The 21,356-nt window shown below is 60.6% G+C and carries 18 protein-coding genes and 3 pseudogenes; 13 read left to right on the top strand and 8 right to left on the bottom strand.

All coding sequences use genetic code 11. The features are described from left to right. Positions 1-518: 518 nt before the first annotated feature. The 3 genes from FFS37_RS32125 to FFS37_RS32115 all read left to right on the top strand — a co-directional run bounded on the left by FFS37_RS32125 (position 519) and on the right by FFS37_RS32115 (position 4,852). Entirely contained in the window at positions 519-3,266 is a 2,748-nt protein-coding gene (locus tag FFS37_RS32125) for a heavy metal translocating P-type ATPase (protein WP_137934956.1), read from the top strand. A 71-nt stretch (positions 3,267-3,337) separates the two neighbouring features. After that, a complete protein-coding gene (locus tag FFS37_RS32120; protein ID WP_137934955.1) occupies positions 3,338-4,069 on the top strand; it encodes a cytochrome c biogenesis CcdA family protein in 732 nt (243 codons plus the stop codon). Between the two features lie 99 nt (positions 4,070-4,168). Then, entirely contained in the window at positions 4,169-4,852 is a 684-nt protein-coding gene (locus tag FFS37_RS32115; RefSeq protein WP_137934980.1) for a ZIP family metal transporter, read from the top strand. Between the two features lie 378 nt (positions 4,853-5,230). Here FFS37_RS32115 and FFS37_RS32110 read toward each other — a convergent pair whose 3' ends face one another. The 4 genes from FFS37_RS32110 to FFS37_RS32095 form a co-directional block, all read right to left on the bottom strand. Beyond that, the gene (locus FFS37_RS32110) at positions 5,231-5,419 is read right to left on the bottom strand and encodes a hypothetical protein (RefSeq protein ID WP_137934954.1); all 189 of its coding nucleotides are present in this window, start codon (positions 5,417-5,419) and stop codon (positions 5,231-5,233) included. Positions 5,420-5,460: 41 nt separating this feature from the next. After that, complete coding sequence (locus FFS37_RS32105; protein WP_232375854.1) at positions 5,461-6,747, bottom strand: magnesium transporter MgtE N-terminal domain-containing protein; 1,287 nt, start codon at positions 6,745-6,747, stop codon at positions 5,461-5,463. 52 nt (positions 6,748-6,799) lie between these two features. Then, positions 6,800-8,437, bottom strand: a complete 1,638-nt coding sequence (locus FFS37_RS32100; protein WP_137934953.1) for an Nramp family divalent metal transporter — start codon at positions 8,435-8,437, stop codon at positions 6,800-6,802. 193 nt (positions 8,438-8,630) lie between these two features. After that, positions 8,631-9,005 (bottom strand): hypothetical protein, encoded by a 375-nt coding sequence (locus FFS37_RS32095; RefSeq protein WP_137934952.1) that lies wholly within the window; start codon positions 9,003-9,005, stop codon positions 8,631-8,633. A 660-nt stretch (positions 9,006-9,665) separates the two neighbouring features. Here FFS37_RS32095 and FFS37_RS35900 point away from each other — a divergent pair. The 8 genes from FFS37_RS35900 to FFS37_RS32065 all read left to right on the top strand — a co-directional run bounded on the left by FFS37_RS35900 (position 9,666) and on the right by FFS37_RS32065 (position 16,734). After that, positions 9,666-9,833, top strand: coding sequence for a hypothetical protein (locus FFS37_RS35900; RefSeq protein WP_171026507.1), 168 nt, complete (start codon positions 9,666-9,668; stop codon positions 9,831-9,833). Positions 9,834-9,888: 55 nt separating this feature from the next. Beyond that, entirely contained in the window at positions 9,889-10,302 is a 414-nt protein-coding gene (locus FFS37_RS32085; protein ID WP_137934951.1) for a MerR family transcriptional regulator, read from the top strand. A gap of 190 nt (positions 10,303-10,492) precedes the next feature. Beyond that, positions 10,493-10,996: a copper chaperone PCu(A)C gene (locus tag FFS37_RS32080; RefSeq protein WP_137934950.1), complete on the top strand. Its 504-nt coding sequence runs from the start codon at positions 10,493-10,495 to the stop codon at positions 10,994-10,996. A gap of 76 nt (positions 10,997-11,072) precedes the next feature. Next, entirely contained in the window at positions 11,073-11,615 is a 543-nt protein-coding gene (locus tag FFS37_RS32075) for an SCO family protein (RefSeq protein WP_137934949.1), read from the top strand. Between the two features lie 10 nt (positions 11,616-11,625). Then, the gene (locus tag FFS37_RS36290) at positions 11,626-11,856 is read left to right on the top strand and encodes a hypothetical protein (protein ID WP_232375853.1); all 231 of its coding nucleotides are present in this window, start codon (positions 11,626-11,628) and stop codon (positions 11,854-11,856) included. 58 nt (positions 11,857-11,914) lie between these two features. Then, positions 11,915-12,055 carry a hypothetical protein gene (locus FFS37_RS36710; RefSeq protein ID WP_456299331.1) on the top strand — a complete coding sequence of 47 codons (141 nt, stop codon included), beginning with the start codon at positions 11,915-11,917 and terminating at the stop codon, positions 12,053-12,055. Between the two features lie 206 nt (positions 12,056-12,261). Further along, positions 12,262-12,408, top strand: a complete 147-nt coding sequence (locus FFS37_RS35895) for a hypothetical protein (RefSeq protein WP_171026506.1) — start codon at positions 12,262-12,264, stop codon at positions 12,406-12,408. Between the two features lie 207 nt (positions 12,409-12,615). Beyond that, positions 12,616-16,734 carry a Pls/PosA family non-ribosomal peptide synthetase gene (locus FFS37_RS32065; RefSeq protein ID WP_171026505.1) on the top strand — a complete coding sequence of 1,373 codons (4,119 nt, stop codon included), beginning with the start codon at positions 12,616-12,618 and terminating at the stop codon, positions 16,732-16,734. A 115-nt stretch (positions 16,735-16,849) separates the two neighbouring features. Here the strand turns inward: FFS37_RS32065 and FFS37_RS32055 are convergent. Next, positions 16,850-17,568 (bottom strand): annotated as a pseudogene (locus FFS37_RS32055) (multicopper oxidase domain-containing protein); the annotation flags it as partial. A gap of 33 nt (positions 17,569-17,601) precedes the next feature. On the opposite strand from FFS37_RS32055, the gene FFS37_RS32050 reads away from it, so the two are divergent. Further along, positions 17,602-17,940: a phosphatase PAP2 family protein gene (locus FFS37_RS32050; RefSeq protein WP_232375858.1), complete on the top strand. Its 339-nt coding sequence runs from the start codon at positions 17,602-17,604 to the stop codon at positions 17,938-17,940. 77 nt (positions 17,941-18,017) lie between these two features. Here the strand turns inward: FFS37_RS32050 and FFS37_RS32045 are convergent. Next, positions 18,018-18,916: pseudogene (locus FFS37_RS32045) on the bottom strand (lipid kinase). 112 nt (positions 18,917-19,028) lie between these two features. On the opposite strand from FFS37_RS32045, the pseudogene FFS37_RS32035 reads away from it, so the two are divergent. Beyond that, positions 19,029-19,594, top strand: a pseudogene (locus FFS37_RS32035) (cation diffusion facilitator family transporter); the annotation flags it as partial. Between the two features lie 272 nt (positions 19,595-19,866). On the opposite strand, the gene FFS37_RS32030 reads toward FFS37_RS32035, so the two are convergent. Continuing rightward, complete coding sequence (locus tag FFS37_RS32030) at positions 19,867-20,331, bottom strand: hypothetical protein (RefSeq protein ID WP_232375852.1); 465 nt, start codon at positions 20,329-20,331, stop codon at positions 19,867-19,869. A 49-nt stretch (positions 20,332-20,380) separates the two neighbouring features. After that, positions 20,381-21,322, bottom strand: coding sequence for a cation diffusion facilitator family transporter (locus tag FFS37_RS32025; protein WP_137934947.1), 942 nt, complete (start codon positions 21,320-21,322; stop codon positions 20,381-20,383). Between the last annotated feature and the right edge of the window lie 34 nt (positions 21,323-21,356).

The following is a 21,356-nucleotide window of genomic DNA, read 5'->3' as shown; positions in this document are numbered from 1 at the left end:
GCGACGCCATGATGGGCGGCATGTGAGGAGGTCGTGAACGTCAAGGGCAAATGATCGGTCTGATCGGGATCAGGAAATGCACCGAGGCTCCAAGAGCGAAAAGCTCGTCGAGTTGATTTGCGCCTGATCCGCGTATCTCCATGACGGCCAGCGGCACCTCGACGCCGCATCACAGGCCTGACACATGACCGCACCCGATCACATGTTCGAAGACGCAAATGGCACTTGCATGAAACGGGGCATCCACACATGGAGCCTCCGATCAACACGGGGCGGTTCAAGCCGGACTTTGAACAAGAGGGAAAGATCGTACCAACGCAGGAGTGTCGATCGCTTTCGCCGAATTCGGGGCTGACGTTGGATTGCTGATCCCAAGGCGACTTGCCCACAGGCCCGCGAAAGCAGCCAAGTTGGACGGTATAAGAGACAGCCGAAAAAATCGCTTGCTCCTCTAGTTGCTAGAGGAATTAGCGTCCCGTTGACTAGGAAACGCAAGAGCATTCGGAAGGCGTTATGCGATGAATGAAGCTGTTCTCAAAAGCCGTTACCGGGTAGGGGGCATGGATTGCGCAGCCTGCGCGAAGAAAATTGATACGGCGGCACGGCGCATCGACGGCGTCGCAGACGTCGCGGTTTCAGTTACAGCTGGAACCATGACCATCGACCACTCGCCGAAAGCGGATATGGAAAAACTCGCCAAGCGCGTGGAGAGCCTGGGCTACAAAGTCGCCCCGATTGCCTTGGCACAGGTGAAGGCAACTGCCGGCGCGGCGCCGAAGAGCGAAGACACAAGCTGCACCAACCCCGAGCACCATCACGATCATGCTGGCGATGATCATTCGGACCACGACCACGTCGATCAAGACCATTCAGGCCACGATCATTCGGATCATGATCATGGCGACCACGATCATTCATCGCATGGCAAAACGCTGGAGCAGCGGGCAAATGCGGCCGACCTGATTGCAGCGAACGCAAACACGATCTTGCAAAGCCGGTACCGGGTAGCGGGCATGGATTGCGCGGCCTGTGCGAAGAAAATCGACACCGCGGCGAGACGGGTCGAAGGTGTCCAGGAGGTTTCGGTTTCGGTGACCGCCGGAACCATGACCGTCGATCATTCGTCGAAGGCGGATATGGAAAAACTTGCCAAGCGCGTTGAAAGCTTGGGCTACAAGGTCGCCCCAATTGCCTTAGGGCAGGCAAAAGCGGCTGGCGGCGCGGCGCTCAGGAACGATCCCGCAAACTCCACTGACCCGCATCACGATCATGTTGGCCATGACCATTCGGACCATGACCACGCTGGCCACGACCATTCGAGTCACGACAATGGCAAGAAGGCCGATGCCCACGACGTCGGGGTGGCGGGCCTTCATGGCCACGATCACGGAAGCGAAGAAGGGCCGTGGTGGAAGACCTCGAAGGCGCGGCTGACGATCCTGTGCGGTCTCGCGCTCGCCGCTGCGTTCGTCCTGGCCAAGCTTGTTCCAGAAACCGCGCCATGGGCGTTCATCGCCGCCATGGCGGTGGGACTTATCCCGATCGCGCGGCGCGCGATCATGGCCGCTCTCAACGGGTCGCCGTTCACCATCGAAACGCTCATGACGATCGCCGCCGTCGGCGCCGTCATCATCAATGCCAGCGAGGAAGCTGCTGCTGTCGTTTTCCTCTTCCTGGTTGGAGAAATGCTCGAAGGGGTGGCCGCTGGCCGCGCCCGTGCCAGCATCAAGGCGCTCGCGACGTTGGTGCCGAAGACCGCGCTGCTGGAGGTCGACGGAAAAACCTCGGAGGTGCCAGCTGAGAGCCTTGCCGTCGGCTCTACCATACTGGTGCGCCCCGGCGACCGCGTTCCTGCCGATGGCACGATCATTTCCGGTGAAAGCTCGATCGACGAATCCCCAATGACGGGCGAGTCCGTGCCAAAACGGAAGGTTCCCGAAGATCAGGTCTTTGCCGGCACGATCAACCAGGATGCGCCGATACGCGTCAAGGTAACCGCAGCTGCCGCGGACAACACGATCGCGCGCATTATCCAACTGGTCGAGAAGGCGCAGGAATCGAAAGCGCCGACGGAGCGGTTCATCGACCGATTTTCCACCTACTATACGCCCGCCGTCATGGTTGTTGCGGCACTGGTGGCGATCGTCCCGCCGCTCGTTTTTGGCGGCGTCTGGAACGAGTGGATCTACAAGGGCCTCGCCATCCTCCTGATCGGGTGTCCTTGTGCGCTGGTCATCTCTACCCCTGCCGCCATCGCGGCGAGCCTTTCGGCCGGTGCCCGCAGGGGATTGCTGATGAAGGGCGGGGCGGTTCTGGAGACGCTTGGCAAGATCACCAAGGTTGCGTTCGACAAAACCGGCACGCTCACAGAAGGCAAGCCCAAGGTCACCGACATCGTTGCGGTCGGACGGACAGAAGCCGAGACGTTGGCACTGGCGGCTGATTTGGAGATCGGATCCAGCCACCCGCTCGCCATGGCCATTTTGGATGAAGCCAGAAAGAGGGACATCAATCCCACTTCCGCTAGCGAGGCAAGGGCCATAGGCGGCGAGGGCATCGTTGGAAAAGTGGGCGGCGTTGAACTTTTCCTTGGTTCGCCCAAGGCGGCAGAAAAGCGCTGCGCGCTCACGCAGGAACTGCGGGATCGCATCGCCAAGCTCAATGACGAAGGAAAGAGTGTCTCGGTGCTGCTTGCCGGCAGGGTGATCGCCGGCGTCATCGCCATGCGCGACGAGCCGCGCGAGGACGCCAAGGAGGGTATTGAAGCGCTGAAACGCCTCGACGTCACCGCTGTAATGCTGACCGGCGACAACAAGCGTACCGCCGCTGCCATCGCCAAGAGTCTTGGTCTCGAACCCAGGGCCGAGCTGCTGCCGGAGGACAAGCAGCGCATCGTCGGCGAATTGCAGAAGAGCGGACATATCGTTGCCAAGGTGGGTGACGGCATCAACGATGCGCCGGCGCTCGCCGCTGCCAATGTCGGCATCGCCATGGGCGGCGGAACCGATGTCGCGCTGGAGACCGCTGACGCCGCTGTGCTGCACGGCCGGGTCAAGGATGTCGCCAACATGATAGCGCTGTCGCGGGCGACCATGAGCAACATCACACAGAACATCACCATTTCGCTCGGGCTAAAGGCGGTGTTCCTGGTCACCACGGTCATGGGGATAACCGGCCTCTGGCCGGCGATTCTGGCCGACACCGGGGCGACGGTCATTGTCACGGCGAATGCAATGAGGCTCCTGGGCTGGCGTGGCCTGAAGTGATCTCCTCAGAGACCCGCAGTGCATTGGGAGCCCGCGCGGCAAGCAACCGCGAGTTCGGCCGGAGCTGAGAAGTGATAGCCATCGAGGTCTCGGCTATAGGGGTGGCAACCGCCGCACTGGCCGGTGCGATTTCGTTCGTTTCGCCATGCGTCCTTCCTCTTGTCCCCGGATATCTATCGTTCGTATCGAATGGGGTCGATCCGTCATCGACCCGCATGATCGACCGCCTTCGCGTGACATGGCCGGCGCTGTGGTTCGTGGCGGGATTTACGACTGTCTTCGTGCTTCTCGGCCTTGGCGCGCAGGCACTGGGCGGTTTGTTTATCCGCTACAGCGCCGAAGCGAATCTGGTCGGTGGGGCATTGGTCATCATGTTTGGATTGTTGATGACTGGCCTGATCAGAATTCCGGTTCTGATGCAGGAATTTCGATCGCTGGGCCCGAATTCGGTTTCGGGGCCGGGCAGCGCCTATCTGCTCGGTCTTGCCTTCGCATTTGGCTGGACGCCCTGCATAGGCCCCGTTCTCGGTTCCATCCTGACCGTATCGGCGCTCTCGGCGGGCAGTGGCGCCGTCCTCCTCGCTGCTTATGGTCTGGGTCTGGGCGTGCCATTCCTGCTCGCAGCGGTGTTGTTCGCCAACATGGCGGCGGCCCTGAAGCGACTTCGGTATGCCGGGCATGTCCTCAACGTCGCAGCCGGCGGCGCGATGATCGTCATGGGCCTTCTGATGATGACCGGCCAGCTCCAGTTGATCGCATACTGGCTGCTCGAGCGGTTCCCCGGCCTTGGCTCAATCGGTTGACCGGCGTATCGCTACTTCGAAAGAGGTTGCGAAGGCCCAAGGCCTGGATGATTGCTGAAAATTCAATCGGGAGATGAGCTTGCCATGCAATCGCTGGGAATGACCACCCTGATCTATACGCTCATTCCTGTGAGCGCCGCGATCATAGGCGCGGCGATCGCAGCGTATCGCCGGCCGGAGCCGATTGTCATCAGCGCAATCCAGCATTTCGCGGCAGGCGTGGTCTTTGCCGCGGCAGCGGGCGAAATCTTGCCTGACCTCAAGCATGCAGGGTCTGTGGTGCCGGTCGCGATTGGGGGCACGATCGGTGTGATCGTGATGCTCTTGCTCAAGAGCTTCGAGGAACGCATGCAAGGGCCGCTCGGTCTGACGGCGATTATCGGCGTCGACATCCTGATCGATGGCCTCGTGCTTGGACTCGGCTTTGCCGCCGGGGAGAAAGTCGGCCTGCTGTTGACGATCGCGCTTACCATCGAAGTGCTCTTTCTTGGCCTGACCGTGGCTGCGGAACTCGGCGAGTCGATGAAGCCCGGCCGGGTGGTCGGTCTTACCGCAGGGCTCGTGATGCTACTGCCGGTCGGGGCACTTGTCGCGACGCCGATTGCATCTCTGCCCGGCCCTTATCTCACCGGGTTCTTCGCCTTCGGACTGATCGCGCTTCTTTATCTCGTGACGGAAGAACTGCTGGTCGAGGCGCATGAGACTCCAGATCGACCTTGGGTTGCGGCGATGTTCTTCGTCGGTTTCCTGCTCCTGCTGTTGCTTGAAAGCGCCATGGGATAGTCCGGCTTCTCCACAACCTCTGGAGATTTACCAATGCGACCGACGATAGCCTCCGCGTCCTAGTCCGCACCCACGCTGCAGGGCGGCCACGAAGAAGAGCCCGGGGACCGAGGATCAATTTGCGCAGGGTCTCCTTGCCGAACGCGATCTGATGCCGCTAGATGGTTTCTCGGTTTCTCGCCGGCAAGCGTCAGACCAAAGTCGATGTTGTGCGCGCGGATGACCGACATTTGAGACGGTGCGCTGCCACGCCATCATTCGCGCGATGCTGCGAATATGACCTTCCAGCCGCCTTCAGGCGTATGACGATTCCGGCTGGCCTTGTCACTGGAAGCTAGAAGCTATCTTAAGCGCGAAATATGTCCCGGCCATACTGGCTCAACGAAGTCGGTTTTTCGCCAGAATCCAGTCAGATTTTTGCTCCAGAGCCTTTGCAGCGGAAAAGAAGCGATCTGCGCCCTTGTTGCCGATCAACCTATAATTGAAGAGCCATCGCATGGCGCAAACAGTGATGATCGCCGAGCGCAAGAGAAGGGCGGCAACAAAGAAGATCAGCAATGACTTCATAGCACTTCATATTGATCGGAGCGATCAGCGATAGGCTTCGTTTATGGCGCCTCCGGATTGCGTGGTCGTCGTGCGACGCGGGCGGGTTCACGCCGGGACCAGTCCCGCGGAATAGCGGCTTCGAGTGCATCATCGACTGTGATGATACCAAGTATGAGCCCGGTGGAATCGACAACAGGCAGGCTAAGTAGATTGAAGTCCGCCATCCGGGTTGTCACAGCGATGATGTCGTCCTCGGGCGAGGCGACAATCACATCCGGGTCAGCGGCGTCGCGCAGGAGGGTCGCCGGGTCTAGCTGCAGCGCACGGACCAGGCCGAGCGTTCCCGCCAGCGTGCCGTCCGGGTGAAGGCTGTGGATCGTGGTAAGGGCTTCGGGCTGTTGGGTGGTCGCCACACGCAGTTTCTGAAGAGCGTCCGCAATACTGCGCTCCTCCGGGAGGGCCAGATAGTCTGTGCCCATGAGGCCCCCGGCGGTGGCATCGTGATAGCCGAGGAGCGCCAGAACCTTGGTCTGCTGCGGGCCGGGGATTAAATCCAGAACTTTCTGGCGGCGATCCTGGGGCAGATCCATCACGGCGTCAGCCGCATCGTCGGCGCGCATTCGGGAAAGCACGTCGGCAATATCCCGATCACTGCGGGTTTTGAGCAACTGAGCCAGTCTGTCGTCATCGAGTTCGCCGAATACATCTGCTTCCAACCCAGGGTCGGCGTGGACCTGCGCAAGCAGTAAGTCCTGTTCCTTCGTCGAGGCCTCTTCGATGAGGTCGGCGATGTGGGCGGGTTTGAGACGCTGTATGCGGCTATTGGCAAATCGGCTTCTGACGGTCCCATGGTCGCCGATCAAGAGGAAGGCATGCCAGTCTCGTGCCGGATGGTTTTCGTGGCGACCGAATTGAAACCAGCGATACTTGTGAACGTCGAGGCCGATGGCGACCCAACCCTCGGCCTCGACCGAGAGGCGGATATCGTAGGCCTTAACAAATACAATGCGGTCGACGTCGATAAGCCGGTGTCCGAGCACATCCTGTTTCAGGAGCAGCATTTCGCTGTCGCGGCGTTCAAACGGGCCTAAATCCGCGCTCGCGGCACGAAGCCGGATAGGGTTGGCGTCAATGCTGACAACGTCGCTGACCGGCACGAAGACGCGGCCACCGTCAGTGCCGACAACCAGGCCGGTGACCAGCGGATATTTGTCTCCGCGGAGCTGAGCGGCCACATCCTCCAGCACGCCGAAGGGTCTGCCTTGCGCATCAACGACAGCATTCTTGAGCATCGAGGAAAGGGAGGCGGCAGTATCTGGAGTGCCAGCGCCGGTGCGGATTGTCACGGGTTTCTCCTTTGGGGCCAATGGCCAAGCTAGTCAAAAATCTACGCGGTGCTCAATGGCCAAGGGCCAACTGGACAACACGTACTATAACCAAGATCATCGCGATCAGCAGGTAGGTCCGCAGCACGCTCAGACCAATCCGGCTTCCGGTGGAAAGTTTTGGAGCGGCGAGCAAGGCCAACGGGGGCATGCGCCACGATGCACGTTGGGAACGGTCGACTTCCTTCACGTCTAAGACAGTAGGATGGAAACGTCTGTATGCGAGCAAACCCAGGCCGACCGCGACGGAAGCCATGCCGCCGCCGATGAGGATGGCGACGATTGCGACTGAGTTGATGTCGGGGAACAGGACGCCGGCAGTGAGAACGAGGGAAAGAATGACCAGAACGGCTATCACCGCGGAAGTGAAGACGTTCATGGCCGTGCCATTGGTCCATGGGCCAAGGACCTGACGGTCGTTGCACAACAGCAGCAGGAACACAGTGGCGGAGGGAAGCAGGACACCAGCCAAGACCTGGACACCGACCGTGAGCAGACCCAAAGGACTGCCGGGGATAAGAACGATGACCGCTGAAACCAGCAGGATCCCCGCGAATACAGCGTAGAAAGCCTTCGCATCGGAGACCTTACGGTGCAGCGAGTGCTTGAGCCCCAATACATCGCCCAGGGCGTAGGAGGTCGCCAGACCCACGGCCGCGGCGCCGATAATCGATGCATCAATCAGCGCCAGAGCGAAAAGGACACCCGCGGCCTTCCCGACATATTTTTCCAGTCCCATGGCGACGCCGCCGGCATCGGTAAAATTGCCAAACTCGCTTCGCCCGGCGAACGTCGCCGCAGTGAAGGCAATGATTGCAGCAGCGCCGACAATCACGATCACAATTCCCAGCCACAGGTCCACTTTCTCGTAATTCATGAACCGCGGGGTGATGCGTTTGTCGATGATGTAGGACTGCTGGAAGAAGAGCTGCCAGGGGGCAACCGTCGTGCCGACGATGCCGATAATCAGCATGACCACCTGGGAAGCGTCTGCACCTGCGGGCATGCCGGGGATAAGGAAATCCCGGGCCACTTGCCGGAGATCCGGGTGGACCATGACAAAGATCGGCACCAACAGGAGGGATCCCACCACCAGTGTCATGCAGACCTGTTCAAAGCGTTTGAAGGAACCCGTGCTGGCGGCGCCCACAATCACAGCAGCCGAGAGGAGGACGCCCGGGATCTTGGGGATGCCCAGATAGTCGAGGCCCAGGCTGATACCGATAAACTCGGTGACGATCGTCAGGGCGTTGAGGATGAACAGGTCGATCACACTGAACGCGCCCCAGAACTTGCCGAAGCGCTCCAAAATCAGGCGGGCGTGCCCGACACCGGAGACCACCCCCAGGCGCAGAACCATCTCTTGGTTCACGTACAGCACCGGCACCAGCAACAGCAGCACCCAGAGCAGGCTGGTACCGTAGTTCTGCCCCGCCTCAGTGTAAGTGCCGAACGCGCCGGCATCATTGTCGCCGACCATCACGATTAGTCCAGGTCCGACGATCGCCAGCAATGTCGTCAGTCGAGCCTTCAGTCCCGCGCGGGGCGCGTCATCGCCCACGCGGATCGTCCCGAAGGCTCCCTTGATATCGCCAACATGGGCTGAGTCGAGTGCTGCCAGAGGCGGCGGTGCGGTGTGGGCGTCGGACATATGTACGGTCTTTCCTGAGACGGTTGTGGTGATCAGCTTCGCCTCGGGCTTAGGCATCAAGAATCATGCGGATGCTTCCTATCCTGGATGGTTATTCTCGCGGGAACCAGAACCAATAGATGCCTGACGAAGGGCCGATGCTTGTTGACCGAAGATCGCTCGGTCTTCCTACAGAAAAGGACATGTCGCAACGTCAAACGCATTTGCTCAGTTGGCGAAGCAGAATCCTGAAAGACGCGCGGTTCAGGATTCTGGCAATTTTCAGATGCCTGCGCGCCCGTCGCTTCGACAGATTGCCGACGAAAAGCTGCCTTAGCGTGAACCGAAGCAGCCGTGCAGCGCTCCATGCAAGGACTAACGCGGCAAATAAAGATATTTGGACCCCCGCAAACTTGAGCTGAGCCGCGAGCCATTGAGAAATCTGCTCTCTCTCAAAGACCGGGAGTTTCGTTCTGGTCCTACTTTGTCGATATGCGATTAAAATGCGCTCAAGCTCTTCATTGCCCTTGATTCGGAGATCCCGGTGCATCGCCACTACGCGCTCGAGTTCGTCGTTGCCTTTGGACATTGTCATCTGCTGTCGACCCGCTTACGGTTCTGGTCACCGTGCTCGCTATTCCGAGGGTCGCGAGCATGACGGCACCAGCGGAATGAGAAAGCGAAGGATGCTTGCTCTAGTAGCTAGAGGAGCAAACTAAAAATGATCGTTCGTAGCAAGGTAACGCAAAAGTGTCGTGCAACGGTCGATCCGCGTTTTGCTGCAACCTCGACCGCCGCGTTAGCTGCAGAAAGCGGCCCATCGCCGGCTTCGAACTGGTAGGCGCTCGACAGCATTCTAAACATTGCCATGCCAACTGGCGTTACCTCCGGCGCGTGCAGCCCCCGCCTATACGGGCCTCCGTGGAATCTCTTCAACGATACACGATAAGGCGAGGCGGCGCTGTCCATCGATAGCGCGGCGTCGGAAAGGAAGCGAGCAGCATTGTTGGCGGTCTCGACGTCAGTGGCCTATGGGGCAGGCTATCGCGTTGCTGCGAGCTGAAGCCCGCGATTGTTGTTCTCTGGGCGATCGGCGCCCTCGCTCTCTTTGCCGCGCCAATGCTCCTGTCGCGCATCGGCCGGCTGCTGGCCCGGTGCCGGCATTGACGGGCACACATTGCACTCAGTCCAGCAGACTGTCCCGCAGTCATCGACCTGTGCTCGCCACCTTCTGGAAACCGGGAGCTCCTTGTTTGAGCAGATCGTCGACGCGTTCGCGCTTGCGCTTGAAGGCGACAAGGTCGTCGCCTTTCAGCACCTTGCCACGCCAGATTGGGCCGTCAGGTTCAAATCTGACTGGAAACATCACCTTTGGCTTGGCTGCGACAAATCCTCGCGATGTGGCGCCAACAGTTGACGTACAGCAATTGAGTGGCCAATCTCTAGTCACTATAGAAAATGAGGTGCTGCCCATGCTGACGATTGGCGATCTTTCTCGCAAAACCGGGGTGAAGATTCCCACCATTCGCTACTACGAGCAAATGGGCCTTTTGGATGCTGCGGAACGATCCGAGGGCAACCAGAGGCGGTATGCTGCTCCGGAAAGAGAGCGGCTGTCCTTTATCAAGCATGCCCGTGAACTCGGCCTGACAATTGAGGCAATTCGCGAACTGATCGATCTCAGTGCGCACCCGGAGCGTCCATGCGAGGAAGCCGACCGGATTGCTGCCGAGCAGCTAACTGCCGTTCGAGAGAAGATAGAGAAGCTCCGGCGTTTGGAAAAGGAACTCAAGCGAATCGCCACCCGTTGCGCCGGTGACCAGATCAAGGACTGCTATGTCATCCGCGCGTTGGCACATCATGACATGTGCGAAAGCGACCACTGACAGCCACGAACCTCGGGCTCAAGGATCGGCAATCCACGCGCCGATATGCATTTCGGCTCAAGGTGGTTTTCTTGGTTCTCGACGCTACCGGCTCGGCCGCCGCCAGAAATTCACGGCCACCGTTTCGGTGGGTGCCGCAGCCTTGCACCGTCTTTCGCTCACACTCTGGAACAAAGCAATGGAGCACCAAATGAGGCCGGCTACCAAGTCGTTGGTGCTGATGTGCGCGCTAGCCCGCTCTACCTTGCCAGGAATGGCGCATGAGTTTCCTGCGGGAGCTATATCCATCAGCCATCCGTGGTCGCGCGTAACGCCGCCGGCCGCAGCGGTCGCCGCCGGGTATCTCACCATCACCAACATAGGCACCAAACCCGATCGTTTGCTAAGCGTTGAATCAAGTTGGGCAACCAGGGTGGAAATCCACCAATCGACTGTCGAGGACGGTGTTGCCAAAGTGCGGCCCGTTGTCGGTGGCCTTGATGTCGCGTCCGGGCAAAGCATCGCTTTGCAGCCTGGTGGGTTGCATATGATGTTCATCGAGCCCGACCGAGGATTTGTCGCGGGGGATCGTGTTCCAGCTCGATTGAGATTCGCAAAGGCTGGCGTCGTCGAAATTGGGTTTCTTGTGCTGGGCGCGGACCAGCAGGCGCCAGTCGACAAGCCACGCTCTGCGCAGCAGTCGTCTGGCCAGTGAGCCTGTGAGAACCGTTCGTATCGTTCTATGGGCGCTGGTTGCTTGCCTGGGCGTCGTCACTGGCTGGGTCGCGCTTATGCAGGCCTATGGCGTCCTCAACCCGCCACCCCCGGTCGTGGAAGTTGGCAAAGCTGCGATTGCCGGGCCGTTCGAGCTTTTGACGCTTGCGGGCAAGCCCTTTTCCAATGCCGATCTGGTCGGCAAACCATATCTGGTCTTTTTCGGCTTTACCCATTGCCCGGACATTTGCCCGACGACGCTCTACGAACTGACGAGCCTGCTTGCCGAACTTGGGACTGGCGCCGACAGGTTGATGCCTCTTTTCATCACCGTCGATCCCGAACGGGATACGGCAGACCAACTCGCGTTCTACATGTCCGAATTCGACCCTCGCATTGTGGCCTTGCGCGGTACGCCCGCGCAGACGGCAAGTGCCGCCAAGGCCTTTGCCGCCTATTTCAAGAAGATTCCGGAAGATGGGGGCGACTACACAATGGAACACACGGCTGGAATTATCTTGATGGATGCCCGCGGCGAGTTCGCCGGCAAGCTGGACATGCACGAGCCACGTGACATCCAACTTAAGAAACTTCAGCGGCTTATCGCCCCCATCACATGAAGGACCAATCATGTCGATCAACACCGGCGCCTTCGCGGCTTTAATGCCGCTCGCACTGGGTTCAGCCGCTCTGTTCGGAGCAGTGTCGCCGTTATCCAAGCTGCTCCTCGATGTGGTAAGCCCGCTCATGCTCGCAGGGTTGCTCTATCTGGGCGCGGGCCTCGGGCTGGCTCTGTTCTGGTTTTATCGCAACTCGCGTCGATCGGCGAGGCGCAAACGAGGCCTCCCTACAACGGGCTGATCTTCCCTGGCTAGCGGGCGCCATTGCTGCTGGTGGTGTCGTCGGACCTGTCCTGCTGATGTCTGGACTCGCCTTGGCAACTGCTTCCAGCGCCGCCCTGCTGCTGAATGTCGAAGGGTTGGCCACCATGGCGATTGCGTGGCTGGTGTTCCGTGAAAACGTCGACCGCCGATCCGAACGATCCAAAATATTTGCGTGATCGTTGGTCAGCCGCCGGCAGGGTGGGATGGCGTAAGGCGCGCTGCAGCTTCCCCGCAAGGGCCAACAAGGGGAGGTAAGAACAGCGCCCAGACACAATTCAGAAACAAAATTCAACAGTTCGGAAAAACTGGCGAAAAGATCGGATGGCATAATCATGCGGCGGCGGCCGGAAAATGGCCGCCGCACAACGGGAATGGGCCGGCAATGCAACGAGGTTCGAACGGATGGATGGGTGCCCTGCTCGGCACGTCGCTCGCCGCCGGCAGCTCCGAGGCGATGCGCCCGCGCGCCCATGCTCCCGAATATGTGAAGACTCCCGAATATGTGAAGACGGGGCGGCCGGTTCTGTGATAACGGCCCTGCCGAAGAGGGGTGAGATCGGGCGGTCAGTGATCGCCGGTCGGGATTGCGGATTCTTCCGTTTTGGAAGCTTCGGTCATTCCACCTCCATCAACAACGGTCAAACTGCAGCGGCGGCACAGCCGACAATGCCTGCTCGAGCGGCGGCATGATTGAGATGTGCCTGGCACCGCTCGACCAGGACGAGAAAGTTTGGAAATGGATTACGGTGTCGATATCGCCGGACTTGAAAGAGACGCGGCAAAGCCAGGCAGCCAGCCCACGACAAGGGTTGACCTGCTGCTCGTCGACGCAACCATCGCCCCGGACTCGGCAACGATCGCGCGCCCGCAGGTTCTGACGGGCGCCGACTTCGCCCGGGCAGGTCAGCCCGACGAGCGTCTGGACAAGGTCTTCGAGCAGCTCGCCGAGACATTCGCCACCTTGCCTGCGGTGATCTCCGAAGGCCGCGTCTGGACCTATCAGGAGCTGGACAGCCGTGCCAACCAGTTCGCCCGCCTGCTGATCAAGCGCGGCGTGCAACCGGGTCACCGGGTCGGCCTCATTCTCGACCGATCCGCCGAGACCTATGTCGCCTTGCTCGCCGTGGTGAAGGCAGGCGCTGCCTTCGTGCCGCTGGCCACCGCGTTTCCGCAAGAGCGTATGACGCTCATCATCGAAGACGCCAGCGTCAGCCTGATCGTCACCATCGCCGCCTATGCGTCGCGTGCCGGTCAATTGCCCGTTCCCCACCTGTTGATCGACAGCGCTTCCGCCGAGATCTCCAAACAGTCCAGCGCGCCGCTGAAGCCACACAAGGCACCGGCCGACGACATTTGCTACATCCTCTACACGTCGGGCACGACAGGCAGGCCCAAGGGCGTCGCCGTCAAGCACCAGAGCTTCGTCAACTTCATCCGGGTCGCCGCCGCATCCTATGGCTACCAGCCGGGCGATCGCGTCTACCAAGGCATGACCATCGCCTTCGACTTTTCCTCCGAAGAGATCTGGGTGCCGTTCGTCGCCGGCGCGACGGTGGTGCCCGCACCCGGCCAGCTGCCTCTGGTGGGCGAGGAACTCGCGGATTTCCTGCGTCATCATGACATCACCTGCATGGCCTGCAGTCCGACCTTGCTGTCGTCCATGACCAGCGAGGTGCCCAGCCTGCGCACGCTGCTGGTGGGCGGCGAGGCCTGCCCGCACAATCTGGTGGTGCGCTGGTCGAAGCCCGGCCGGCAGATCCTCAACACCTATGGTCCGACCGAAGCGACCGTCACGGCAACGATGGGCGCGCTGACGCCGGACAGGCCCGTCACCATCGGCGCGCCGCTGCCCACCTATTCGATCGTCATCCTCGACCCTTCGCTGCCGGAGCTGGCCGAGCCTGGCGAACTGGGCGAGATTGGCATCGCCGGCATCGGGCTCGCCGTCGGTTATCTCAACCGGCCCGACCTGACGGAACAGAAATTCATCGCCGATTTCCTCGACCTGCCAAACAACCCGTCAAAGCGCATCTACCGCACGGGCGACCTTGGCCGGATCAACGACAGCGGCGAGATCGAATATGCCGGGCGCATCGATACCCAGGTGAAGATCCGCGGCTACCGCATCGAACTCGGCGAGATCGAGGCGGTGCTGCTCGACCAGCCTGATATCGCCCAGGCCGCCGTCACCACCTGGGAGATCGAGCCCGGCCGCGTCGAGCTCGTCGCCTATTACGCGCGCAAGGCCGGCCAGCCGGCACTCTCCCGCGCGGATCTCGCCCAGACGATGAAGCGGCGCCTGCCGGATTACATGGTGCCCTCCTATCTGGAGGAACTGCCTGTCATCCCGATGACGGTCTCCAACAAGGTCGACCTTCGCCAGCTGCCGAAGCCGACAACCGTGCGGCTTTCGGCCGACCGCGCCATGGTGGCGCCCGGCAATGACGACGAGCGTTTCCTGGCCGGCGCGCTGGCCGAGGTGCTGAAATTCGACGACGTGTCCGTCGAGGACAACTTCTTCGACGATCTCGGCGCCAACTCGCTGCTGATGGCGCATTTCTGCGCGCGCGTGCGCACCAGGAAGGAATGGGCGACGACGTCCATGCGCGACATCTATCTCTATCCGACCGTGGCGCGCCTCGCCAAACATCTGAGCGTGGCGGAAGAGATGACGACGGCGACCAATGAGCCTGTTCTCACCCGCCAGGCATCGAATTTTGCCTACTGGACCTGTGGCGCGGCGCAGATGCTGTTCTACGGGCTCTACAGCTATGCGGCGCTGTGGGCGCTTGATGGCGGCCTCGACTGGATGTATGACGCGCTCGACGATCCGTTGCAGCTCTATTTGCGCTGCGTGGCGCTTTCGGCCGGCGTGTTCTTCGGCATGTCGGGCTTTGCCGTCATCGCGAAATGGGTCCTCATCGGCCGCTGGAAGGCCGAGGTGTTTCCGATCTGGGGCCTGCGCTACTTCCGCTTCTGGGTCGTCAAGACATTGATCCGCACCGCACCCGTCGTGCTGTTCCGGGGCAGCCCGCTCTACAGCTTCTATCTGCAGCTTCTCGGCACCAGACTCGGGAAAAACGCCGTCATCGAATCGAAAACGGTGCCGGTCTGCACGGATCTCATTTCAATTGGTGCCAACACCATCCTGCGCAAGGAATCCATGATCCTCGGCTATCGCGCCCAGTCCGGCTATATCCACACCGGGCCGCTGACCATCGGCCGCGATGCCTTCGTCGGCGTCGGCTCCACGCTCGACATCGACACGCGGATCGGCGACGGCGCCCAGCTCGGCCATTCGTCCTCGCTGCACCGCGGGCAAAGCATCCCCGACGGCGAACGCTGGCATGGATCGCCAGCCGTGCCGACCACGGCGGACTATTGCAAGGTGCGCAACGTCGATCCTTCCAACATCCGACGCTTCCTGTTCGAAGCCGTTCAGCTGATTGGGCTGTTTGCCATCGTCACCCCGCTGCCGCTGCTGTTCCACAGCTATTGGGAGAACGTCGGCGACGACTATCATGAGACGATCGGCCTTGTCGCGATCGGCACCACGGTCACGCTTTTCGGCTATATCGCCGTGGCCTTTCTCGCCGCGACGCTGGTGCCGCGCCTGCTCAGCCTGCTGTTGAAACCCGGCCGCACCTATACGCTGTACGGCTTCCACTATTGGCTCCAGACCGTCGCCGAATTCTCGAGCAACTCCCGCACCCTGGGGCTGCTGTTCGGCGACAGTTCGGCAATCGTGCACTACATGCGCGCCATCGGCTGGAACCTCAACAAGGTGGTGCAGACCGGATCCAACTTCGGCAGCAACAAGCAGCACGAAAACCCTCTCCTGTGCGAGATCGGCACCGAGACCATGGTGTCGGACGGACTTTTCATGATCAACATGCACAAGTCCGCCTCGGCGTTCCGGCTCGAGCCGACGAGGATCGGCGAGCGCAACTATCTCGGCAACAACATCTACTATCCACCGGATGGACGCACGGGCGACAACGTCCTGCTCGGCACCAAGGTGATGATCCCCATCGATGGTCCGGTGCGCGAGAATGTCGGGCTCCTGGGTTCGCCTTCCTTTGAAATCCCGCGCATGGTGAACCGCGACAAGGAACTTATCGCTGGCGTCAACGAGGACGACCGGCGCCGGCGCATCCCGGTCAAGAACCGTCACAACGCGGTAACGATCCTTCTGTTCATGGCCACGCAATGGGTCATGCTGTTCGTCACACTGGCGATCTGGGACCGGGCGCTGAACTATTATACCGAATGGAACGAGGTCGCCCTTTTCGTGGCCGTACTTTTGACCTCCGCGATCACAATTCCGTTCTACATCCTGGTCGAGCGGGCAAGCCTTGGTTTCGGCAGGCTGAAGCCGCAAATGACGACGATCTACGACGTCGCCTTCTGGCGCCACGAACGCCACTGGAAGCTTGCCGATTCGCCGATCGTGCGCTTGTTCGCCGGCACGCCGTTCCGGCCGATGATCCTGCGCATGCTGGGCGTCAAGGTGGGCAGCCGTGTCTATGACGGCGGCAGCAACCTGACCGAGCGTTCGCTGGTGGAGATCGGCGATGACGTCACGCTCAATGAAGGCTGCGTCATCCAGGCCCATTCGCTGGAAGAAGGCGCGTTCAAGACCGATTTCATCCGCATCGGCAAGGGATGCACGCTAGGGCCTTCCGCATTCATCCATTACGGCGTCGTGATGGGCGAAGGATCGGTGGTCGATGTCGACTCCTTCGTGATGAAGGGTGAAGAGCTTGAGCCCAACTCCATATGGCGGGGCAACCCGGCCAAGCTGCATCGGTTCGTGGAGCCGGTCACGGGCGACGGCTCCCGGGCATCCGCCTGAAGGCCGGAGAAATCCGTCTCGTTTCCGTGACCGAGGCCAACCGGGCCTTGGTCGCGTCCCTGGAACTGGCCGGAGCAGATGGATTTCGTCGCGAGTAATGCGGACTCCTTGGAAGAAGCCGAAACTGACGAAGACGATCGAATTCCAGCACATTGACCAGATAGATGCGCACCGGCTTGCCGCGCTCGATGCGGATAGGGATCTTCGCATAGGCATGGGCAATGGTGTTGGCGGCGTAGAATTCGTTCTCTTCGTCGAAATTGGTGTAGAACACGTTCATGACCATCACCAGTTCTTGCCAGCCCGCATTGTCGAGCGTGCCGAGAAGCCGTGACCGGGCAACATCCGCATGCTCCGGATGGCGGTCCGGGTCTGGGTCGATGACGAAGGCGCCGTACATACCTTTGTGGATATGCCGTTTCGGCGGCAAGGCGTGGCAGTGATAGAGGTGGCAGCCAAACGGCCTGGCGTCGAATGCGTAGACGAACTCTTCACCCGGATCGATCAGCCCGGCGCCGGGAATTCCATCCATGCGGGCGGCGTGGATGCCGTGGAAATGCATCGAGTGCGGATGCGAGCCGTTGTTCTGGAACACGACGCGAATGCGCTCGCCTTCCTTGGCGCGCAGCGTCGGACCCGGCACGCGGCCGTTGTACGTCCACGCCGGAAAGGTTACGCTCGGCGCGATCTCAATCGTCTTGTCCTCGGCCGTGACCTCGAATGTCCGCAACGGCCGCCCACCGGCAGCATTGCGACGGTCCCTCGCTCCCAATCCGTCAAAATCACGGAGGGGTCAAAACCGTTGGCGGCATTGTCAGCGGCTCGCTTCGCAATGCCATCGCGGTCATCCTGGCTGTCGGGAGTGGTGTGATCCTGAGCTCCTTGCTGAAATATGGCTTTGATCGCCCTCGCCCGGATTTGGTTGCCTACGGCACGCGCATATACACTTCCAGCTTTCCGAGTGGGCCCGCCTTCATGGCGGCCACGGTCTACTTCACCGTAGGCATCATGCTGGCGCGCAGCTTTGAACCCCGACTGCTGCGCATCTTCATCATGGCCCTCTCGATGCTGGTCACATTGGCGGTTGGGGCAAGCCGAATCTATCTTGGTGTCCACTGGCCGACCGACGTGATCGCCGGCTGGGCGATTGGTGCCGGTTGGGCCCTGTTCTGCTCGACGTTGATGGTACGATTGAGGGCGGACTGAGAAGAGGAGCCCTATCGTTCGGGTGACGAGGAAAGTCGTGGGTCGACGGCGTCGCCCTTCCCGTTGACGAGCCTTCGTCAAGGCGTGGTCGCGAGCGGCGCGTAGACATTTATCGCCCGTCTAATGATCTTGAAATGGGCTGGCGTCCAGGTGGTAAGTCCGCCATCGGTGTTCACTGGTCTGGGTCGGCTCGTCTTCACCACAAGTTCGGTGGTTCCAAAGGCGCGCACATCATTCCATTTACCGTGCGTCCCCTTGCGCAAGCTTGGTAGCAGGGTCAGCAGCCTCCACCAATGGTCGATCTCAAGGCTGTAGAAATCGAGGTTTCCATCATCGGCGGTAGCCGTCTCCTCCACGCTCATCCCCCCGCCGTAATATTTGCCATTGCCCACAGAAACCTGAAGCGTCCTGATTTTTTCTGTCGAACTATCATGCTCGAGATAGGCAGTGAAAAGCCGCGAACGAGCCAGCAGGCGCGCTGCCACCAAGGCATATCCGAGTTTACCGAAACGCTTCTTGGCCTTCTCGGTAAGCTGAGCGGCGAGTTCCGCGCTGAAGCCAATGCTGGCGACATTGAAGAAGAGTTGTCCGTTCACCTCGCCCAGATCCATCGGCCTCGGCTGCCCCGAGACGATCAGTGCTGCCGCCTTGAGGGGATCGGGTGGGATGCCCACCGTTCTGGCGAAGTCGTTGGCGGTGCCCAGAGGCAAAACGCCAAGTGGCAAACCCGTCTCCAACAGCCCTTTCGCCGATGAGTTCAATGTTCCGTCTCCACCGCCGAGGACTATCAAATCGCAATCGCAGCGACGGCGAATAATGACGTCGGAAACGGTTCTCCCTTCCCGATCTGATCTTCCAACAGAGCAAGACCTCCGCCTTCCAACGTCTTTCGGACATCATCTGCCACCTTCCGTCCGTTGCGGGCGTTAGGATTGACGATGAAGAGCGCCCGCCTGTCCGATTTTATGCTCGTCATCCAGATCCCACACTCCACTTGCCCAATATGGCAACACTCACAACGTCTAATTGGCTACGCGGTCCGGCTGCCGCTACCTGCCGGAACGGACAAAAGAGCGCAGCTTCGTCCAATGAGCCACGACCACTGTCACGCCCATTCGTACGCAGAGGATAAGCCGGATCACGGGGCGACGCACGCGCACGGACCAGCGAGCTTCGGAAGGGCGTTCGCGATAGGCATAGGCCTCAACGCAGCATTCGTTGCCGTCGAGGCGACTTTCGGCATATTCAGTAACTCCGTGGCTCTACTTGCCGATGCCGGTCACAATATGTCCGACGTTCTCGGCCTTGTGATCGCATGGGTGGCGAGCATCCTTGCAAGGCGACCGCCCTCGGCCCGGTACACCTACGGCCTGCGCGGCAGCTCTATTCTCGCGGCCCTCTTCAACGCGGTCTTTCTACTGGTCGCTGTTGGGGCCATTGCCTGGGAGGCGATGCAAAGACTGACGCACCCAGAACCTGTCGCCGGCCTGACGGTCATGATCGTTGCGGCCGTTGGCATCGTGATCAATGGACTTACCGCCTTGCTCTTCGCCTCGGGGCGAAATTCGATCTCAATATTCGCGGTGCCTTCCTGCACATGGCGGCCGACGCTGCCGTGTCCGCAGGCGTGGTGATCGCCGGCTTGGCCATTCTCACGCCCGACGACGTTATCTGATGCTGGTCAACTGGCCACAGCAGAAGATGTGAGATCCGTCGAGAATCGGACTCTCTATCGGGTTGGACGGAAGGTGTCTGGCGTCGACCGGGACTGGCTTCGAGGTGGAGTCCTGGCGCAATTGGCTGGCGTCCGGCGCTCCGCGGGAACGACCAATTTCCACAGCAAAACAGGCCTGCGAGTCCGGTACCAAGCGTTAGATTTCAACACTTTTGGGTGCACGATTTGCAGAACCTTGGCGCCGATCGTGATCAATGGCGGCGGGCCGCGAATAGCCGGCTGGTTCTCGAAAGGATCAAGGGCGCGACGAGAAGGGCAAGGGCGCCGATCCCCCAGAGAATAACAATCGCCGGCTTCGCGGCTGATCCCAGCCATCCAATGGCTTGGCCCAACAAGCCGCTGACATTGAGAGCATCGACTGCGCCGACTTGCTCCTTACCGACGCCGATCGCGGTTGCGAAGTCTTTGCCGCTGTCGACTGCGATGCCGGCATTCTTTGCCGCCCAGCCAAGCAGGCCGTCAACCGTCACGTAACCAATCCAGGCGGCGGCCGACCAAATCAGCAGGCCGATAAGCACGGCGATCCAGGCGAACGGCCTGAGCGTTCTCGGCGCAGGCCGTCCAGGGGCCGGAACGTCCGTGAACCTTCGCTCGGAAAATTCATCGCTGTGGCGGTCCTCCCCGTGTGAGCGATAGCCTCGCTTGTGTCCGCTCATGCAATCTCCATTTCTCATATTTGGCAGTCGTCAAAGACGGGAATCACCTTCAGGATCTGGTCGCCGTGGCCTCTACAGCCTCTTCGCCTTCGGCCTCACGCAGTCTCTGATCCTCGATCTGCATTGTAGTATGGGTCAGTCCGAAGTCCGCCCTCATTGTCTCCTGGGCGCTGACAAGCGTCGTCCGCGCCTGGGCCATGTCAGTAACGACGAGGTGGCAGGTCATGGCGTCGATGCCGGAGGTGATCGTCCAGACGTGCAGATCGTGGACGGCGGTCACACCGGGAATGTCCAGCAGCTTGCGCTCCAACAGTGTGATGTCGACTTCGGGCGGCGTGCCCTCCATCAGGATATGGATCGCCTGTCTCAGAAGGATCCAGGTGCGCGGTATGATGAAAAGCCCGATGCCGGCGCCTATGATCGGGTCGGCAAGCGTCCAGCCGGTAAGCATGACGATTGCCGCGGCGACGATAACGCCGAGCGACCCGAGCATGTCGCTCAGTACCTCGAAGTAGGCGCCCTTCACGTTAAGGCTTTCCGACGACCCGGCAGAGAGGAGCTTCATGCTGATCAGATTCACCGCAAGGCCGACCAGGGCCACCGCCAGCATCGGCCCGCCCAGGATCTCCGGCGGGTTCAGGAAACGCTTGTATGCCTCGTAGAAGATGTAGATTGTCAGCAGGAGGAGAACAACGGCATTGGTCAGCGCCGACAGCACCTCCATGCGGACATAGCCGTAGGTCTTCTGTGGCGTTGCGGGACGTTCGGCGAAACGAATGGCGATCAGCGCCAGCGCCAAACCGCCGGCGTCGGTCAGCATGTGCGCAGCATCGGCGAGAAGCGCGAGACTGCCCGTCCACAGACCGCCGATGACCTCGACCGCCATGAAGGTCGTGGTCAGAGCCAACGCACCCGCGAGCCGGCTCTTGTGCCGTCCAGCAGCTGTTCCGGGAGGCGGTGCCGCCGCCGCGTGTGAGTGACCTGCGCCCATGATCAATCCCTCACTGGTATTGGACGGGCACGGC

Origin of the sequence: Mesorhizobium comanense (genome assembly GCF_005503535.1) — a bacterium.
Taxonomy (GTDB): Bacteria; Pseudomonadota; Alphaproteobacteria; order Rhizobiales; family Rhizobiaceae; genus Mesorhizobium; species Mesorhizobium comanense.
Note: the sequence above shows the minus strand (reverse complement) of the source record. Positions and strands in the feature narration are given on the sequence as shown.

Coding starts and splice junctions, on each gene's coding strand:
- FFS37_RS32025 (WP_137934947.1), bottom strand. CDS start 21,322: ATGGGCGCAGGTCACTCACACGCGGCGGCGGCACCGCCTCCCGGAACA.
- FFS37_RS32100 (WP_137934953.1), bottom strand. CDS start 8,437: ATGTCCGACGCCCACACCGCACCGCCGCCTCTGGCAGCACTCGACTCA.
- FFS37_RS32095 (WP_137934952.1), bottom strand. CDS start 9,005: ATGTCCAAAGGCAACGACGAACTCGAGCGCGTAGTGGCGATGCACCGG.
- FFS37_RS32085 (WP_137934951.1), top strand. CDS start 9,889: ATGCTGACGATTGGCGATCTTTCTCGCAAAACCGGGGTGAAGATTCCC.
- FFS37_RS32110 (WP_137934954.1), bottom strand. CDS start 5,419: ATGAAGTCATTGCTGATCTTCTTTGTTGCCGCCCTTCTCTTGCGCTCG.
- FFS37_RS32080 (WP_137934950.1), top strand. CDS start 10,493: ATGAGGCCGGCTACCAAGTCGTTGGTGCTGATGTGCGCGCTAGCCCGC.
- FFS37_RS32115 (WP_137934980.1), top strand. CDS start 4,169: ATGACCACCCTGATCTATACGCTCATTCCTGTGAGCGCCGCGATCATA.
- FFS37_RS35895 (WP_171026506.1), top strand. CDS start 12,262: ATGCAACGAGGTTCGAACGGATGGATGGGTGCCCTGCTCGGCACGTCG.
- FFS37_RS32065 (WP_171026505.1), top strand. CDS start 12,616: ATGGATTACGGTGTCGATATCGCCGGACTTGAAAGAGACGCGGCAAAG.
- FFS37_RS36290 (WP_232375853.1), top strand. CDS start 11,626: ATGTCGATCAACACCGGCGCCTTCGCGGCTTTAATGCCGCTCGCACTG.
- FFS37_RS32030 (WP_232375852.1), bottom strand. CDS start 20,331: ATGAGCGGACACAAGCGAGGCTATCGCTCACACGGGGAGGACCGCCAC.
- FFS37_RS36710 (WP_456299331.1), top strand. CDS start 11,915: ATGTCTGGACTCGCCTTGGCAACTGCTTCCAGCGCCGCCCTGCTGCTG.
- FFS37_RS32075 (WP_137934949.1), top strand. CDS start 11,073: ATGCAGGCCTATGGCGTCCTCAACCCGCCACCCCCGGTCGTGGAAGTT.
- FFS37_RS32125 (WP_137934956.1), top strand. CDS start 519: ATGAATGAAGCTGTTCTCAAAAGCCGTTACCGGGTAGGGGGCATGGAT.